Source organism: Novosphingobium sp. 18050 (genome assembly GCF_902706195.1).
Taxonomy (GTDB): Bacteria; Pseudomonadota; Alphaproteobacteria; order Sphingomonadales; family Sphingomonadaceae; genus Novosphingobium.
Window position 1 is genome coordinate 193,468 of record NZ_CACSJO010000003.1, and the last position, 16,777, is coordinate 210,244.

The 16,777-nt window shown below is 66.4% G+C and carries 17 protein-coding genes; 4 read left to right on the plus strand and 13 right to left on the minus strand.

Annotated elements, in window-relative coordinates:
• Positions 1-30: 30 nt before the first annotated feature.
• From tatC to GVL61_RS05220, 10 genes are all read right to left on the minus strand, one after another.
• On the minus strand, positions 31-861 hold the full coding sequence (gene tatC, locus GVL61_RS05175) for a twin-arginine translocase subunit TatC (RefSeq protein ID WP_159977679.1): 831 nt from the start codon (positions 859-861) through the stop codon (positions 31-33).
• A gap of 10 nt (positions 862-871) precedes the next feature.
• Positions 872-1,300 carry a Sec-independent protein translocase protein TatB gene (gene tatB / locus GVL61_RS05180; protein ID WP_159977681.1) on the minus strand — a complete coding sequence of 143 codons (429 nt, stop codon included), beginning with the start codon at positions 1,298-1,300 and terminating at the stop codon, positions 872-874.
• A 20-nt stretch (positions 1,301-1,320) separates the two neighbouring features.
• On the minus strand, positions 1,321-1,566 hold the full coding sequence (locus GVL61_RS05185) for a twin-arginine translocase TatA/TatE family subunit (RefSeq protein WP_159977683.1): 246 nt from the start codon (positions 1,564-1,566) through the stop codon (positions 1,321-1,323).
• 109 nt (positions 1,567-1,675) lie between these two features.
• Positions 1,676-2,302 (minus strand): SMC-Scp complex subunit ScpB, encoded by a 627-nt coding sequence (gene scpB, locus GVL61_RS05190; protein ID WP_255456481.1) that lies wholly within the window; start codon positions 2,300-2,302, stop codon positions 1,676-1,678.
• Complete coding sequence (locus GVL61_RS05195) at positions 2,299-3,090, minus strand: ScpA family protein (protein WP_235037540.1); 792 nt, start codon at positions 3,088-3,090, stop codon at positions 2,299-2,301. The genes scpB and GVL61_RS05195 overlap by 4 nt, the downstream gene beginning before the upstream one ends.
• A gap of 6 nt (positions 3,091-3,096) precedes the next feature.
• On the minus strand, positions 3,097-4,110 hold the full coding sequence (gene nagZ, locus GVL61_RS05200) for a beta-N-acetylhexosaminidase (RefSeq protein ID WP_159977687.1): 1,014 nt from the start codon (positions 4,108-4,110) through the stop codon (positions 3,097-3,099).
• Positions 4,111-4,196: 86 nt separating this feature from the next.
• Complete coding sequence (locus GVL61_RS05205; RefSeq protein ID WP_159977689.1) at positions 4,197-4,982, minus strand: SDR family oxidoreductase; 786 nt, start codon at positions 4,980-4,982, stop codon at positions 4,197-4,199.
• A 22-nt stretch (positions 4,983-5,004) separates the two neighbouring features.
• A complete protein-coding gene (locus GVL61_RS05210; RefSeq protein ID WP_159977691.1) occupies positions 5,005-5,760 on the minus strand; it encodes an SDR family NAD(P)-dependent oxidoreductase in 756 nt (251 codons plus the stop codon).
• Positions 5,761-5,830: 70 nt separating this feature from the next.
• Positions 5,831-6,607, minus strand: a complete 777-nt coding sequence (locus tag GVL61_RS05215; protein WP_235037531.1) for a carboxymuconolactone decarboxylase family protein — start codon at positions 6,605-6,607, stop codon at positions 5,831-5,833.
• 5 nt (positions 6,608-6,612) lie between these two features.
• Entirely contained in the window at positions 6,613-8,085 is a 1,473-nt protein-coding gene (locus GVL61_RS05220; RefSeq protein WP_159977695.1) for an aldehyde dehydrogenase, read from the minus strand.
• Positions 8,086-8,226: 141 nt separating this feature from the next.
• On the opposite strand from GVL61_RS05220, the gene GVL61_RS05225 reads away from it, so the two are divergent.
• The 3 genes from GVL61_RS05225 (at position 8,227) to GVL61_RS05235 (ending at position 11,232) form a co-directional block, all read left to right on the plus strand.
• Positions 8,227-8,946, plus strand: coding sequence for a GntR family transcriptional regulator (locus GVL61_RS05225; RefSeq protein ID WP_159977697.1), 720 nt, complete (start codon positions 8,227-8,229; stop codon positions 8,944-8,946).
• A 39-nt stretch (positions 8,947-8,985) separates the two neighbouring features.
• Positions 8,986-9,387, plus strand: a complete 402-nt coding sequence (locus GVL61_RS05230; RefSeq protein ID WP_159977699.1) for a metallopeptidase family protein — start codon at positions 8,986-8,988, stop codon at positions 9,385-9,387.
• A 66-nt stretch (positions 9,388-9,453) separates the two neighbouring features.
• The gene (locus tag GVL61_RS05235) at positions 9,454-11,232 is read left to right on the plus strand and encodes a bifunctional UDP-sugar hydrolase/5'-nucleotidase (protein ID WP_159977701.1); all 1,779 of its coding nucleotides are present in this window, start codon (positions 9,454-9,456) and stop codon (positions 11,230-11,232) included.
• A 92-nt stretch (positions 11,233-11,324) separates the two neighbouring features.
• On the opposite strand, the gene GVL61_RS05240 is transcribed toward GVL61_RS05235, so the two are convergent.
• From GVL61_RS05240 to lgt, 3 genes are read right to left on the minus strand one after another with little or no spacing between them, the layout of a single operon-like run.
• A complete protein-coding gene (locus GVL61_RS05240) occupies positions 11,325-11,834 on the minus strand; it encodes a DUF2306 domain-containing protein (protein WP_159977703.1) in 510 nt (169 codons plus the stop codon).
• Positions 11,834-12,898, minus strand: coding sequence for a class I SAM-dependent methyltransferase (locus tag GVL61_RS05245; RefSeq protein ID WP_159977705.1), 1,065 nt, complete (start codon positions 12,896-12,898; stop codon positions 11,834-11,836). The genes GVL61_RS05240 and GVL61_RS05245 overlap by 1 nt, the downstream gene beginning before the upstream one ends.
• Before the next feature lie 10 nt (positions 12,899-12,908).
• Complete coding sequence (gene lgt, locus GVL61_RS05250) at positions 12,909-13,808, minus strand: prolipoprotein diacylglyceryl transferase (protein WP_159977707.1); 900 nt, start codon at positions 13,806-13,808, stop codon at positions 12,909-12,911.
• 213 nt (positions 13,809-14,021) lie between these two features.
• Between lgt and GVL61_RS05255 the strand changes: the two genes are divergently transcribed.
• Positions 14,022-16,775 (plus strand): [protein-PII] uridylyltransferase, encoded by a 2,754-nt coding sequence (locus tag GVL61_RS05255; RefSeq protein ID WP_159977709.1) that lies wholly within the window; start codon positions 14,022-14,024, stop codon positions 16,773-16,775.
• Positions 16,776-16,777 lie beyond the last annotated feature (2 nt).

Below are 16,777 nucleotides of genomic sequence, written 5' to 3' on the forward strand. Positions count from 1 at the left end.
CTGAGCCTGCCGGGGCACGGACCGGAGCACTTACTCCGCGACGGCCTTGCCGGCTGCTTCCGCGTTCTTCTCGATGGCCTTTTCCTCGGCTGCGCGCTCTTTGGCTTCGCGGCGTTCGGTGAACCACATGAGGACCAGCGTGCCCTCGAACAGTAGCAGTAGCGGGATCGCAAGCATCAGCTGCGAGATCACGTCGGGCGGCGTCGCCACGGCAGCGACGATGAACACGCCGACGATCGCATAACGCCGCGCCGCCACGCACTGCGCGCGCGTCACGATGCCCGCGCGGTTGAGCAGCATCAGCAGCACCGGCAGCAGGAAGCTGATCCCGAAGGCCAGGATGAACTGCATCACCAGCGCCAGATAATCACCGGTGCCGGGCAGTGCCTCCAGCTTGAGCCCGCCCTTCTGACCCTGGAAACCCAGGAAAAAGTGGAAGGCGGTGGGCATGACCACGTAATAGGCCAACGCTGCGCCCATCGTGAACAGGATCGGCGTTGCGATGAGGAAGGGAAGGAAAGCCTTCTTCTCCTTCGCGTAGAGACCCGGTGCCACGAAGGCCCAGATCTGGTTGGCGATCACCGGGAAGCTGACGAAGAAGGCCGCGAACATCGCGATCTTCACTTCGACGAAAAACGCCTCGTAGAGCTTGGTGTAGATCAGCCGGCCCTGCCCCGGCGGAAACGCCTCGGTCAGCGGCCGGACCAGGAACGAGAAGATGTCGCTCGAAAAATAGAAGCACACACCGAACGCCACAGCGAAGGCCAGGAAGGCGCGCAGCAGCCGGCCCCGCAGCTCGACCAGATGTTCGAGCAGGGGGGCCTGGGTTTCGTCGATGTCGGCTACGCGGAACGGCTTCATGGCTTTTGCCTCAAGGCGGCGGCGGAGGCAGGTGCATTTCGGCCTGCCGGGGCTCTTCGCTTGTCGCGTTCGCCCCGTCCCTGACCTTATGGTCCTGCAAAACGGCGTGGTCCTGCGATACCGGATCGTCCTGCATGTACGGAGCCGAATTGGAAGCCACCGGAGCCTGCATGTCGTCGGCAGTCGGGTTCATGCTGGGCAGCTGCGGGCTGGCCTTCATGATCGCCTCGTTCTGCTCCCGCCACTTGCGCTCCATGTCCTCGAGTTCCGCCTCGCGCACCATGGCATCAAGCCCGGAGCGGAAGTGGTTCGAGACCTTGCGCATCTTGCCGATCCAGCGGCCAGCCGTGCGCAAGGCCATCGGCATGTCCTTGGGACCGATGACGACGACCGCCACGATCACGATCAACAGCAGTTCGGATGCGCCAACGTCGAACATCGCCTGTCAGTCCGGCTCGCTCAAACCTGCTCGTTCTTGGTTTCGGTCGGCACCGCGACTTCATCCTGCGGCTTGGCAATCTGCACGGGCGGCGTCGAGGGCGTCGACGAAGCGGCCTTCTTGGCCTCTTCCTCGTTCATGCCGTCCTTGAAGCTTTTGATGCCCTTGCCGAAGTCACCCATGATTTCCGACACGCGGCCGCGTCCGAACAGCACGAGCACGATCACCAGAACGATCAGCCAGTGCCAGATCGAGAAGCTACCCATAACCTCAACTCCAAAACACATGGTCGATATCGACCGTCACGCCCCTCATCTAGGCGCTTTGTCGGCAAGTTGCCAGCCCGTCATGGTTATGACCTGCGCCCGTCATACCTTAGTCAGGATCGGATTCGGGTTCATCCGTCTTGCGGACATTTGCGGGCCCCAGAACCGCCTCGATCATGTCTTCGTCGACGGGATCGAGCAGGCCTGCGGCGCGCAGTTCGTCGATGCCGGGCAGTTCCCTGAGCGTACCCAGCCCGAAGTGATCCAGGAACACCAGCGTCGTCGCATAGATGACCGGGCGGCCGGGCACCTCTCGCCGTCCGGCCACGCGCACCCAGCCCGCTTCCATCAGCACGTCGAGCGTGCCCTTGGCGGTCTGCACGCCGCGAATCGCCTCGATCTCGGCGCGGCTGACCGGCTCGTGATATGCGACGATTGCTAGCACCTCGGTGGCCGCGCGGGACAGGCGGCGCAATTCCTCCTTCTCGCGGCGCAGGAGGTGGGCAAGATCGGGCGCGGTCTCGAAGTGCCAGCGCTTGCCGCGCTCCACGAGCAGAATGCCGCGCCCTTCGTAATGGCGGGCAAGTTCGGCAATGGCGGGACGCACCTGGCCCGCACCCTTTTCGCCGAAGCCGAGGTGGAGCGCGATCTGTTCGGCGCTCATCGGCTCCTCGGCCGCGAACAGCGTGGCTTCCACGGCGCGGACGAGGTCGTCGGGGGCTTCCGCAGCGATCACGGCTTCACCGCCCGGAGCCGCAGAGGTCCGAACGTCTCGTCCTGCACGATTTCCGCCTTGCCGGTGCGCGCCAGCTCCAGCGCCGCGACGAAGCTGGAGGCCAGCGCCGAGCGCCGCAGCCGCGGGTCGGCCCAGGTATCGTGCGCGGGCGGCAGGAAATCGCGCAGGTCCATCCAGTCGATCGCCACGCCCAGCATCGAGGACACCCGCTGGATCGCGCTGTCCAGCGTCATCACCATCCGCTCGCGTACCATGTGGACCACTGGTTCGGAGCGGACCTTCACATCGCCATAAGCCCGCACGAGGTCGTACCAAGAACACTGCCACAGCGACTTGCGATCGACGCGCAGCCCCTCGGGTGCGCCGCGCGCGAAGACATCGCGGCCCAGCCGGTTGCGGCCCATCAGCCGCCCCGCCGCCTCGCGCATGGCGCCCAGCCTTTGCAGACGCATCTGGAGGCGCAGGGCCATTTCCTCCGGGCTGGGATCTTCCGCCTCGTCGCGCGGCAGCAGCAGCGCGGATTTCAGGTAAGCGAGCCAGGCCGCCATCACCAGATAGTCGGCCGCCAGTTCCAGCCGCAGCGCCTCGGCCTGCTCGATATAGGTGAGGTAGGCGTCGACCAGTTCAAGGATCGAGATCGTGCGCAGGTCCACCTTCTGCCGCCGCGCAAGGTCTAGCAGCAGGTCGAGCGGGCCTTCCCAGCCGTCGATCTCCAGATAAAGCGCATCGTCCTGCGCCTCGGCGCGGTCTTCACCGCCCCAGCCATCGAACAGGCCCGGAGCCTCGATCACGCCTCAGGCCGCCCGTAGTGCCAGCAGCGAGTCGCGCTGCGCGATGAGAGTGGCGTGGTCGGCGCCCATGTGCGCCTCGCCAGTTGCCGCCAGCGCCGTGTCCAGCCGGGCGTGGCCTTGTTCGCTCATCACCGGCACGGTCTTCGCGATGCCGACCATGTCGTCCATCTTGGCCCAGCAGTTGAGCGCAAGGTCGCAGCCGGCCGCGATGGCGCCCGCCGCACGCTCGGGAACCGAGCCGGACAGCGCTTCCATGTCGAGGTCGTCGCTCATCAGCAGGCCGGTGAAGCCTATGCGTTTGCGGATCACCTCACCCACGACGAAAGGCGATAGCGTGGCGGGGTTTTCATCGTCCCACGCGGTGTAGCGGACGTGCGCGGTCATGCCGATCGGCGCCGAGGCGAGGGTGCGGAACGGCGCGATGTCCAGTTCCAGTTCCTCGGCGGAGGCGGTGACGGTGGGCAGTTCCTTGTGGCTGTCCGCCATGGCGCGGCCGTGGCCGGGGATGTGCTTGATGCATCCCGCCACGCCTGCACGGGCGAACCCGTCGAGGATCGCGCGGGCCAGCGCGGCGACGCGCATCGGCTCAGACCCCAGCGCGCGGTCGCCCACCACATCGTGTGCGCCCGGCTGGCGCACGTCGAGCGAGGGGTGCAGGTCGACGGTGATGCCCGCTTCGGCGAGGTCGAGGCCCAGCGCATGGGCATTGGCGCGCGCGGCCTCGATGGCGCTGGCGGGGGCCAGGTCGTAGAGCCGGTCGAACACTTCGCCGGGGGGGTATTTCGGCCAGACCGGCGGCTTCAGGCGCACCACGCGGCCGCCTTCCTGATCGACGCAAATGAACAGCCGGTCGCGCCCGTGAAGGCTGCGCAGTTCATCGGTGAGCCCACGCACTTGCTCGCGGCTCTGCGCGTTGCGGCCGAACAGGACGTAGCCCGCCGGATCCGCATCGCGGAAGAACGCACGCTCGTCGTCAGTGAGGGTCAGGCCGGAGAGGCCGAAAAGAGCCGGTACCATGTCCGGTTTGGTCGCAGAAACCGCAGGCGTTCGCAAGGAAGCGGGGTGATCGGGATGTGGATGGCTCGTCCTTTAAGGCCGCTCCTCTAAGGCCGCATCACCCAGCCACCGTCGACGTGCATGGTCTGCCCCGTGATCCACTGCCCCGCCGGCGAGCAGAGCAGCAGCAGCGTGCCGACCAACTCGTCCGGAGCGCCGCGCGGGTTGATGGCGCAAGCCATTTCGAGAAAGCGGATGAACGGCGAATCGTCCGGCACCAGCAGCTTGCCCGCATCCGAGGTGACATTGCCCGGCGCGATGGCATTGCAGGTGATGCCGTCCTTGCCCAGCTGCTTGGCGAGCGTGGTGGTCAGCCCGACCAGCGCCAGCTTGGAGATGCCGTAAAGCCCGCTCGCCGGGAACGCACCGCCGCTGGTCTGGTTGACGATCCGCCCGCCTCCGCGCTCGCGCATCGAGGGGATAACCGCGCGGGCGCAGAGCAGCGCGCCGTTAACGTTCACCGAAAACGCCCGGTTCCACGCGTCCAGGCTCACCGTCTCGCAGTTGTCGTAGCTGATATCGACCATCAGCGCAGCATTGTTGACCAGCACGTCGACCCCGCCGAATGCCTCGCACGCGGCTTTGCCCATGGCGAGGGTGGAGGCCTCGTCGGCAACGTCCACCTGCACTGCCAGCGCCTTGCCGCCGAGGCCCGCGATCTCTGCGGCGACGGCTTCAGCCCCTTCGAGGTTCAGGTCGGCGACGACGACGCTCGCCCCCGCCTCTGCAAGGCCCAGGGCATAGGCCCGGCCGATGGAATTGCCGCGTCCGCCGGCGCCGGTGACCACGGCCACCTTGCCATTGAGGCGGAACTGATCGAGCGTGAATGTCATCTTCGTACTCCCGCAGACCGGCTCAACCGGCCGTGATACCCTTGTCGATGTCGATACAGGCACCGTGGAAACCGCGCCCGGCCTCGGAGGCCAGCAGCAGGACCATGTCCGCCACGTCGTCCACCTCGACCTGCCCGCGCATGCCCGAGAATCGCTTGAGCAGTTCCATGTCGCAGTTTTCGGGCGGGCGGTAATTGAGCGTGATATTGGTGACCATGCCGCCGGGCGCGACCGCGTTGATGCGGATCGGGGCCTTCTGGAACTCCATCGCCATGGCCTTGGTCATGCCCAGGATGCCCCATTTGCTGGCGCAATAGGCCGCGACATAGGCCTCGCCGATGTGTGAGGCGCATGAGGCGACGTTGACGATCGCACCGTTGGTTTCCAGCAGGTGCGGGATCGCGCCCTGCGACAGCACGAAAGGCGCGTCGAGATTGACGGCCATGGTGCGCCGATACTGCTCCTGCGGCATCTCCGGCGTGTTGACGAGGTAGATCAACCCGGCAATGTTGCACAGCGCATCGAGCCGCCCGAACCGCTCCACCGCCTCGGGCACCACCTTCGCGCAGGCTGCTGCATCGGCAAGATCGACGACCTGCGTCGCCACTGCCCGCTCGCTCTTCGCCAGCAGCGCGGCGGTTTCGGCCAGACCTTGCGGGTTGACGTCGACGAGCCAGAGATCGGCCCCCGCCTCGGCCAGCTTGAGCGCGCTCGCCCGGCCCAACCCGGATGCGGCGCCGGTAACAAGCGCGACCTTGCCGGTCATATCGGTATTCATGCTGTTCTCTCCATCCCTGTCTTCCGCATTGTCCAGGCCGCTGGGCGAAGACACCTGCCTGGGTAATGCTCTAGCCGTTCCACGGCAGGCCCTTGGCCACCTTGCCGATCATCTCCTGCACCACCCCATTGATCCGCGAGGCTTTGGGCCAACCCGCGTGGGTGCCGTACTGCAGCACGAATTCGAGCATCTGCTCGCCAGTGCAGTTGCCGCTCGCCATGGCGGCGTGGATGTGGCTGCGGATCGGGATCTCGGCCGCCGATTCGCACACGCCGACCAGCGTGATCCAACGCCGCGAGGCTTCGTCGAGGCCGGGCCGCCACCACATCTCGCCAAAGACGAAGTTGTTGATGCCCTGGAGATAGGGCGAGCTTGGCGGCCCCGGCGGAAAGGTCATGACCTTGGCGAAGGCCGCATGGCCGCGATCGTTGCGGGCCTGCGCATCCCAGGGTTCGGGGCAGATCGCCGGTACATGCGCGGGCGGCAGGGCCAGTTCGCCGGCCATGCGCGTCACCGAACGGTCCAGCGTGCCGCCGTTGCCCCACCCTGCATAAACGGCCAGATGCAGCGCCGCCTCGCGCAGTTCGGCAAGGCTCAGGTGCCCGCCGACCAGAGCGCCGCGCACGAAATCGTCGAGTTGGCTTTCCTCCAGCCCGCAGGTCGCCGCGCTGGCCATGGCGACGATCAGGCGCGGCCGCATCGGCAGGCCGGGACGGGTCCAGACCTCGGCCCAGACGAAGTCGCGCCAGGATTCCTCCAGCAGGCTCGCCGGTTCGCGGGGGTTGCGGGCCGTCGCCTGCGCCTCGGCGGCGAGACCACTGGCGGCGCGGTCTTTGGGATCAAGCATCAGCATCACTCCTGCAGGTTGACCCAGACGTTGCGCACTTGCTGGAACTCGCGCAGCGCCTCGATCCCGCCGAGACGGCCGTGGCCCGAATGCTTCATGCCGCCGAACGGGACGCAGGGCGTCATCGCCTCGCCCGAGCCGTTGACCTGCACCTGCCCCGCCATCATCTGCCCCGCGACGCGGTGGGCGCGGGTCAGGCTGGTCGTGTGGACATAGGCGCCCAGACCGTAATCGCTGTCGTTGGCGAGCGAGACGGCCTCCTCCTCGCTGTCAAACGGCGTGACCACGAGGACCGGGCCGAACACCTCGTTCCGCGCGATGGCGCTGCCCGGCGCGACGTCGGCCAGCACCGTGATCGGCAGGAAGAAGCCGGAGCCATGATCGCCCCCCAGTCGCTCGCCGCCGCAGACGAGGCGCGCGCCGTCGGCGATCCCGCCTGCGACCATGCCCTGAATGCGCTCCAGCGCCGGCTCGGAGATGACCGGGCCCATGATCGTGTCCATCGCCAGCGGATCGCCGACCTTGATGTGCCCCGCCATGGCCGCCAGCATCTGCACGTAAGGCTCGTAGATCGAGCGCTCCACCAGCAGCCGCGTGCCGTTGACACAGCCCTGGCCGTTGGCGCTGACCGCACCGGACAGCCCGCGCTTCGCCGCTGCCTGAAGGTTTGCGTCGGCAAAGACCAGCACCGCCGACTTGCCGCCCAGTTCCAGGCCCACCGGCTTCAGGCTCTGCGCCGCGCTGCCAAGGATCTTGCGTGCCGTACCGCCCGATCCGATGAATTCGATCTTGCCGATGCCGGGATGCGCGACCATCGCCGCCCCCACGTCAGGGCCGCCGGTAACGAGGTTGACCACCCCCGGCGGAAAACCCGCCTGCCCGATGATTTCCATCAGCTTCATCAGCGAAAACGGCGCGTTCTCCGGCGCTTTCAGCACCACGCAGTTGCCGGCCGCCAGCGCCGGGGCCAGACACATCGTCGCCGCGAACAGCGGCCCGTTCCACGGCACGATGATCCCCACCACGCCGTAAGGCTCATACATCACGTAATCGTGGGCGGGACCGCCCCATGTGCTGACCGTGCGGCCCTCGATCTTGTCCGCCCAGCCGCCGAAGTAGCGGAATTTCTGCGCGGCATCGGCGCTCATGTGCGGACCGGCGAGGATGATGGAGCCGTTCTCGATCGAGAGCAGCGGGGTCATTTGCGCGGCATTCTCCTCGATCAGCGCGGCAAGGCGCAGCATCAGATCGCGCCGCTTGTCGCCCGTCATCGCGCGCCATGCCGGGGCGGCTGCCTGCGCTGCGGCGACGGCGCGGTCGACGTCGCCCGCATCGGCCAGCCGCATTTCTGCTGTGACTTCGGCAGTGCCCGGATAGACGTGTTCAAATGCAGCGCCGCTGCCGCCCGCTTCTTTTTCCCCGCCTATGACGAGGGCGTGGCGCGGCAGGACCGACCGATCCGGTGTGAGAAATGCCATCGTTCTTGCTCCCGTCCCAACGCGCCGGGGCGGCTTTGCGGCCACCCGTCTTGAGCAGGATGTTATGTGCGTTTAAATAGGCGCTCAACGGACTTGAATTGCGTTTATCGATGCCGATCTGGCGGAATCGGAGCCTATTATATGCCTGTAATTGACACTCCGCTCAAAGTGCAGCGACGGCGCGGGACGAACCTCGTCGCCGCGACCACCGAAGTTCTGCGCGAACGCATCTTTGCCGCCGCCCCCGGCGCTCTGATCGGATCACTCCATGCGCTGGCCCGCAGCCTTGAGGTAGGCATCGTCACACTGCAACAGGCCGCCCGCGTCCTTGAACACGAGGGACTGCTGGAAGTCCGACGCGGTCCGGGCGGCGGCTATTACGGCGCCCGGCCGGATGATGCCGCGCTGGAACGGGCCTTCGACGCCTATCTGCGGGTCCACCCGGCGACCTGGGAGGAGGCGCTGGACATGACTTCGCTGCTGTTCAACGAACTTGCCGCCGCAGCCGCCGGATGCCGGGACGCGGACCTGCTTGGCGATCTGCGTATGATGGCGGGGCAAGTGGAAACCTGCGCCAGCGACGCGGACCTCGGCGCCTTCGAGTTCGCGTTTCAGGAACTGCTGTTCCGCATGGTCCGCCGCCCGCTGTTCGAAATGCTCACCCGCGTCACCCTGCACTATGCCACCTCCCGCTCCAATGCGCCGGTGCGGACGCTGGAGCATGACATGGAAACCTGGAAGGCAGGCCGCCGGCGCATCATCGCCGCTATCCTCGCCCATGACGCAGCCCTCGCCCGCTTCGAAGCCGAACGCAGCAACCGCGCGGTGATTCTACGGCACCTCAATGCCGCGCGCGTCTGAGGGTTACCCGGCCGCGTAATTGGTGGCACAGTCCGCCCCATGACACGCCGTTTCGGACCTCCCCCCTCGCCCGCCGATTTCGAGGCGCTTGCTCATGCAGCCTTCACGCGCATTCCCGAACCCTTTGCACAGCACCTTGGCGGGATCACCGTCCACATCGAGGAATTCGCCGACGAGGAAACCCTGCGCGCGCTGGATATCGACGATCCGTTCGGCCTCACCGGGCTGTACCACGGCCGCTCGATGGACACCGATTCGGTATGGATATCGGGTGAATTCCCGCCGCGCATCACCCTCTACCGCCAGCCCCTGCTGGCCGAGTGGTGCGAGACCGAAGTGCAGCTGGAAGACCTCGTCGCCCATGTCGTCATCCATGAGGTCGGCCATCACTTCGGACTGTCCGACGATGCCATGCACGCGCTGGAGGACGAAGTGCGCTGACCGTGCGTGCAAAGTTTGCAAAATTCGTCCTTTGAGCGTCACCTTTCCTTGCGATAGAGCCGCCCCATGACCTCCCCCAAGATCAGAGCGCTTCCGCTTCTCACCGCCTCCCTGCTGGCCGCCTGCGCGGCCCCGCAGGCCTCCCACCAGACTGCATCGGTGCCCGGCCCCCAAGCCGCCGCCGCAGGCCCGGTCGAGGTGGGCATCGTCGCCATCAACGACTTCCACGGCGCGCTGGAGCCGCCGGGCCAGTCGGTCAACGTCAAGCAGGCGGACGGCTCGACCCTGCAGGTTCCCGCAGGCGGCGGGGCGTGGCTGGCCTCGGCGGTGGATTCGATCAAGGCGCTGCACCCCAACCACGTCGTGGTGGCGGCAGGCGATCTGACCAGCGCGTCGCAGCTCGCCTCCTCGCTCTATCTGGACGAGCCGGCGGTCGGCGTGATGAACCGGCTGGGGCTGGAATTCAACGCCGTGGGCAACCACGAATTCGATCGCGGCCCGAAGGAACTCCAGCGCCTGCAAAGCGGCGGCTGCGAGAAGAACGGACGGCTCGATCCCTGCCAGCTGGAACAGTTCAAAGGCGCCAGCTACAAGTACCTGTCGGCCAGCACTTTCAAGGCGGACGGCAGCACCCTGTTCCCCGCCACCGGCCTCAAGACCTTCGGGACAGGCGCCAACAAGGTGACGATCGGCTTCGTCGGCCTGTCGCTGAAATCGGTGCCGACGCTTGTCGCACCCGAACAGGTCAAGGACCTGACCTTCGGCGACGAGGCCGAGGCAATCAACAAGGCGATCCCCGTACTCAGGGCCGAAGGCGCCGACGCGGTGGTCGTGCTGATCCACCAGGGCGGCAAGACGCCGGTAGGCGACCCCAACGGCTGCAACGATTTCACCGGCGACATCCAGCCGATCCTCGATAAGCTGAACCCCGGCGTCGATGTGGTGGTATCGGGCCACACGCACTGGTCCTACGTCTGCAACTACAAGCCCGCGAACGGCGGCGCGCCGATCCTGCTGACCAGCGCGGGCGTCTACGGCGAACTCGTCACCGACATCACGCTGAAGATCGACCCCGCCTCGCACCGGGTGGTGTCCTCGGCCGCGCATAACGTCATCGTCCAGTCCACGCCCTACAAGTCCAGCCGGGGAGAGGTCGCCAATACCGACGCCTTCCCGCGCTTCGCACCGCGCGCCGACGTGGCTGCCTACGTCAAGCAGTACAAGGACGCCTCGATCTCGCTGGTCGAGCGGCCGGTAGGCAGGATTTCACAAGGCGCATCCAAGAGCGACGGCGCCGAATCGGGTACCGGCGGCACGCTGGGCAACCTGATCGCCGACAGCCAGCTCGCCGCGACGCGCAGTGCGGGGGCACAGATCGCCTTCACCAACCCCTTCGGCATCCGCGCCTCGCTGGTGCCCGGCGCCAATGGCCAGGTGACCTTCGGACAGCTCTACGCCATCGAGCCGTTCGGCAACGAACTGGTGACCATGACGCTCACCGGCACGCAGCTGCGCGGCGTGATCGAGGAAGGACTGGGCGATGAGGGACCGATGCAGGTGCTTTCGCCTTCGGCCGGACTGATGCTGCGCTATGACCTGACGCGCCCCTCGGGCAACCGCATCGTATCGCTGACCCTTAAGGGCAAGCCGGTGAGCGCGGCGGCGAACTACCGCGTGAGCGTGGTGAACTTCCTCGCCGAGGGGGGCGACGGCTTCACGACTTTCGCCAAGGGCACCGAGCGCACGCGCGGCATGATCGACGTGATGGCGTTCGAAGACTGGCTGAAGGCCGTACCGGTGCGCGAAGTCCCGCAGGAGAACCGCACGGTGAAGGTCGGAAAATAAGGCTGGTAGCCGTCCCGGCATAACGCCGGGACGGCTCCACTTCGCCGCGCATCCCGACACCTCGCGGCGCGCTCCCTATCCGGGGAGCGTTTTCAACTCAGCAACCAGTGGCCCAGCAGGCGGTCGAACGGGAAAGTGAAGAACCCCGCGATCAGCAGCGCGCCGATAATCATGCCGCGCACCGTGCGGCGATGGCGCGCCACGTTGTGCCGGCGGGCATTGAACACCAGCAGCGGCACCAGCACGATGGTCAGGAACGACAGCGCGTGGATGGGGCTGAAATGGCCCGGATTGCTGGTCGTCACGAACAGGCTGTCGACCGCGGTAAGAAGCATCGCCGCGCTCCATACATAGCCGAGCTGGCGATGCCCCGGCGTTCCACGCGGGCGCCACAGCAGCACCGGGGTAAGCGCCAGCGCGGTCATGATCGTGGCGAGGTGCAGCCATATCACCGCCGGAATCGCGGGCCAGTCGTGCATGCCCTTGAACAGGGCAACGACGATGAAGCCCAGCATCACCAGCGCCAGTCCCCCAAGCACCTTTTCCAGCCGGTCGGGCGCGATCGAGCGCAGGGCGGGTGCCTGCGCCGGCTGCGTCGCCATCAAAAGCCCGCGCCGTCCGGCCAGCCCGGCCCGGCCAGGCCCATCACCTTGAACAATTCCCCCATCTGCGCCTCGTCTACCAGTCGATCTCTGGCGGCGAGTATTGCAGAAGATTGCTGCGGCGCAATACCGGCCAGCTGCGCGGCGCGCATGTCTATGCCCAGCGCGCGCAGGAAGGCCCCTTGCGTCACTGTGCCGAGGTGGCGCGCTCCGCCCGCCAGCGCCACTTGCGCGGCAGTGGCGAAATCGACGAGGCAAGTCAGGTCCGCCTCGCCCGGCAATGCGAAGGGGTCGACTTTCGTGTGATCCTTTAGCGCCTGCAGCGTCGATCCGGTCTGCGTCTGCGTATAGCCGTAGTCGATCAGCAGCGCCGCGCCGCCCTGCGCGGCAAGCCGCCCGGCGATCTCGCCGGTGACGGCAGCGGCGCCGGGGCAGGTCTCGATCAGGGTCTGTTCCGGGCTGTTTTTGAGGTGCTCGGGAATCGCCGCGTCCATCGGCTTGTCGCCGGCCACTGGCAAGAAACGGCCGCCTTCGCCGTCTGTATCCTGCCAGTCGACCATACGCTCGCGCCAGCCCTGCGCGGTCTTCACCAACTGGCGTACCGGCAGGGCGTCGAGGAACTCGTTGCCCACGATCACGAGCGGCGCGTCCGTGGGCAGGGTGTCCATGTCGTCGTGCCACTGCGCGTCCGGTACAGCGCCCCGCTGAACGGCCCGCAGCGCGGCGGAGCCTTCGATGAAGTGGACCTGCGGCTCCAGCCCCTGCCGCTTCATCGCCCGCAGCGCATCGTGGGCCAGAGTGCCGCGTCCCGGGCCAAGCTCGACGTAGTGGATCGGCGCAGGGCTACCCGCGCGCATCCAGATGTCGACCAGCCACAGGCCGACAAGCTCGCCGAACATCTGGCTGATCTCGGGCGCGGTGATGAAGTCTCCGCCGCTGCCTAGCGGGTCCTTGCCGGCATAGTAGCGGGCGTTCGATTCGCCCATGTAGTGCTGCAGCGTGATCGGGCCGAAGCTGGTGATCAGCCGCTGGAACACCGCGCCGAGCGATTCGCCTTCTGCCATGAGGAAGCGCTCAGGTAATCTCGATCGGGCGGCGCGTCGCAAGCGCCGGCCGGGCAAGCGCCCTCGCCACCATGAACAGACCCAGCAGGATCAGCGGGATCGTAAGCCACTGGCCCATCGACAGGCCGGTCGACTGCGCGAACTGCGCGAGTTGCTTGTCCGGCTCACGAAAGAATTCCACTGTGAAGCGCGCGGCGGCGATACCTGCGGTGAACACGCCCACCAGCAGGCCCGGACGGAAACGCGCGCGCGTCTTCCAGTACAGCAGCAGCATGACGACGATCATCAGCAGCCCCTCCAGCCCCGCTTCGTAAAGCTGGCTGGGGTGGCGCGGCAGCTGGTCCGGGGCATCGGGGAAGACCATCGCCCAGGGCACGTTGCCTGTGACGACGCGGCCCCACAGTTCGCCGTTGACGAAGTTGGCAAGGCGCCCGAACAGCATCCCGAACGGCACACAGACCGAGATATAGTCCATCACCCGCACGAAGCTCAGCTGGTTGCGCCAGGATACCCAGGCGACCGCCAGCAGCACGCCGATCAACCCGCCGTGGAAGCTCATGCCGCCGTGCCACAGCTGCACCAGCTGACTTGGGTGAGCCCAGAGGCTGGGAATATCCGAACTGCCGCCCGTGTAGAACGTGGCGTAGCCCAGCCGCCCGCCAAGGATGATGCCCAGGGTGCAGTAAAAGAACAGGTCGTCGGCATGGTGCTGCGCCATGGGCGCGCCGGGTGACTTTATCATGCGCGAAAGGTGCCAGTATCCCAGCACGATCCCGGCAAGATAGGCCAGCGAGTACCAGCGCAGCTCAAAGCTGCCGATACGGAACAGGTAGTTCTTGAGGCCCAGGTTGACCCAGTAGATGGGCTCGGACGCCTCGGCGGCGGCTGCGGCAAGCAGTGTCAGGGACAAGTCGTGGACCTCGCGTGCTTCATGTCCGGGCGGCCGGGGCCGGGATACACCCCGGTGGACCCCGCCCTGGCCCTGGATGGCCTTGGTTACGCGCGGCCTTCTGGCATAGCCCGGTACGCGATGGTAGCCGGCAATTCATATCTCTGCTGCATAACCGCGAGATCACCACCTGCGGCTTTTCCTTAGCCCCCGCAGCGTATAGACCCCGAGGCCATGAGCAGCGTGATCCGTATCCCTTCCCCCCGTTCCGTGATCGACCGCCGCGAACTCGCCGCGCGCATCGATGCCGTGGTCGCCGAGCAGGGCGGCGCCAAGGGCCGCAAGGCCATCGTCGAACTGCTGCGCGCCGCGCTGGAAACCGGCCGCGCCGAGATTGCGCGCCGCCTGATCGAGAAGCCTTCTGCAGGGCACGAAGTGGCGGAAGCGCAGGCTTTCCTGGTCGACCAGCTGGTGCGCGTGATCCACGATCACATCTGCGCCAACGTCTATCCGGCCGGCAACCGTTCGAAGGGCGAGCGGCTGACGATCATGGCTGTCGGCGGCTATGGCCGGGGCGAGATGGCGCCGCACTCCGACGTCGATATCGCCTTCCTAACGCCGATCAAGCAGACGCCGTGGTGCGAGCAGGTGATCGAGGCCATGCTCTACTTCATGTGGGACCTGGCGCTGAAGGTCGGCCATTCCAGCCGCTCGCTCGACGACATGGTGCGCATGTCGAAATCCGACCTGACGATCCGCACAGCCATGCTGGAAGGCCGCTACGTCTGGGGCGACCAGGACCTGTACGAGGAGGCGCGCACCCGCTTCTTTAAGGATGTGGTGTCCGGCACCGAGCGCCAGTTCGTCGTCGAAAAACTGGCCGAGCGCGAGGAACGCCACAAGCGCATGGGCGACAGCCGCTATGTCGTCGAACCCAACATTAAGGAGGGCAAGGGCGGCCTGCGCGACCTGCACACGCTCTACTGGATCGGCAAGTACATCCACAAGGTGCGCGATGCCTCCGAACTGGTCAGCGTCGGCCTGCTGACCCAGAAGGAATACCGCTCGTTCCGCCGCGCCGAGAACTTCTTCTGGGCTGTACGCTGCCATCTGCACACCATCACCCGCCGCGCAGAGGACCGCCTGACCTTCGACATGCAGCGCGAAGTGGCGGCGCGGATGAACTTCTCCGACCGTCCGGGCAAGAGCGCGGTGGAGCGCTTCATGCAGATGTTCTTCCTGCAGGCCAAGGTCGTGGGCAACCTGACCGGGGTGTTCCTTGCCCAGCTCGACGAGCAGTTCGCCAAGCGCCAGCCGCGCGGGCTGCTGGCCGGTTTCCGCGCCAAGGAACGCATTCTCAAGGGCTACAAGGTCTTCGGCGGCCGCCTCAAGGCGCCTTCGGACGAATGGTTCGCCGCCGATCCGGTACGCATGATCGAGATTTTCGTGCTGGCCGACCGAGAGCATCTGGATATCCACCCCGAAACCCTGCGCCTGATCTCCCGCGATGCCGTGCTGATCCGCGACGAGGTGCGCCGCGACAAGCGCGCCAACGAACTGTTCATGGAACTGCTAACCAGCCGCAACGACCCCGAAGTTGCGCTGCGCAGCTTCAACGAGGCGGGCGTATTCGGCCGCTTCGTGACCGAGTTCGGCCGGGTCAACGCGCAGATGCAGTTCGACATGTACCACCATTACACGGTGGACGAGCATACGATCCGCGCCATCGGCCTCGTCGCCCGGATCGAAAAGGGCGAGCTGAAGGGCGACCACCCGCTGGCCCACGAGGTGATCCCCAAGCTGCGCTCGCGCCGGGCGCTCTATGTCTCGGTGCTGCTGCATGACATCGCCAAGGGGCGTAAGGGCGACCACTCGGTGCTGGGCGCAGAAATCGCACTCAAGCTGTGCCCACGCTTCGGCCTCGACGAGGATGAAACCGAACTGGTTTCATGGCTGGTCCGCCAGCACCTGCTGCTGTCCGCCACGGCAATGAAACGCGACCTTTCGGACGGCAAGACCATCGCCGACTTCGTCGAAGTGGTGCAGTCGGTGGACCGCCTGCGCCAACTGACCGTGCTCACCATCGTCGACATCCGCGCGGTCGGCCCCGGCACCTGGAATTCGTGGAAGCGCCAGCTCATCGCCACACTCTACGGCGCCGCAGAGGAACGCCTGCGCCTGGGCCATGCCGAATTCGGCCGCTCCAACCGCGTCGCCGCCAAGAAGGCCGCCGTCGAGGCCATGGGCGGCGAGTACCCTGCGCTGATCGCGAAAGTCGGCGGCGTGCTGGGCGATGCCTACTGGATCGCCGAGCCGGATGACGTGATCGCGAAGAACCTGATCGAACTGGACGCTTCGGCAGATCAGCCGCTCTCGATCTTCACCGAATACTACCCGGCGCACGGCGCCACGCTGGTGACGGTGATCGCATCGGACCACCCGGGCCTGTTCTACCGCATCGCCGGCGGCATCCATCTGGCCGGCGGCAACATCATCGACGCGCGCATCCACACTACCCGCACGGGGCGCGCGGTCGACAACTTCCTGGTGCAGGACCCGCTCGGCCGGCCATTCATGGAAGTCAGCCAACTCGAACGCCTCAGCCTCTCGATCGAGAATGCGCTGGCCAACCGGATCAATATCCTGCCCCAGCTGGTCGCCCGGCCCGATGCCCGTCCCCGCGCCGATGCCTTCGACGTGCGGCCGCGCGTGCTGTTCGACAACAAGGCCTCGAACCGTTTCACCGTGGTCGAAGTCAATTCGCGCGACCGGCCCGCCCTGCTCAACCGGCTGGCCTATGCGCTGTTCGAATCGAAACTGATGGTCCACTCCGCCCACATCGCCACTTACGGCGAGCGTGCGGCGGATACCTTCTACGTCACCGACCTCTTCGGCGAAAAGCTGACCGGCACTCCGCGCCTCAAGGCGCTGGAACGCCGCCTGCTGGAAGCGGCGAGCGAACCGACCGGCGAAGAGGTGGCAGCCTGAGG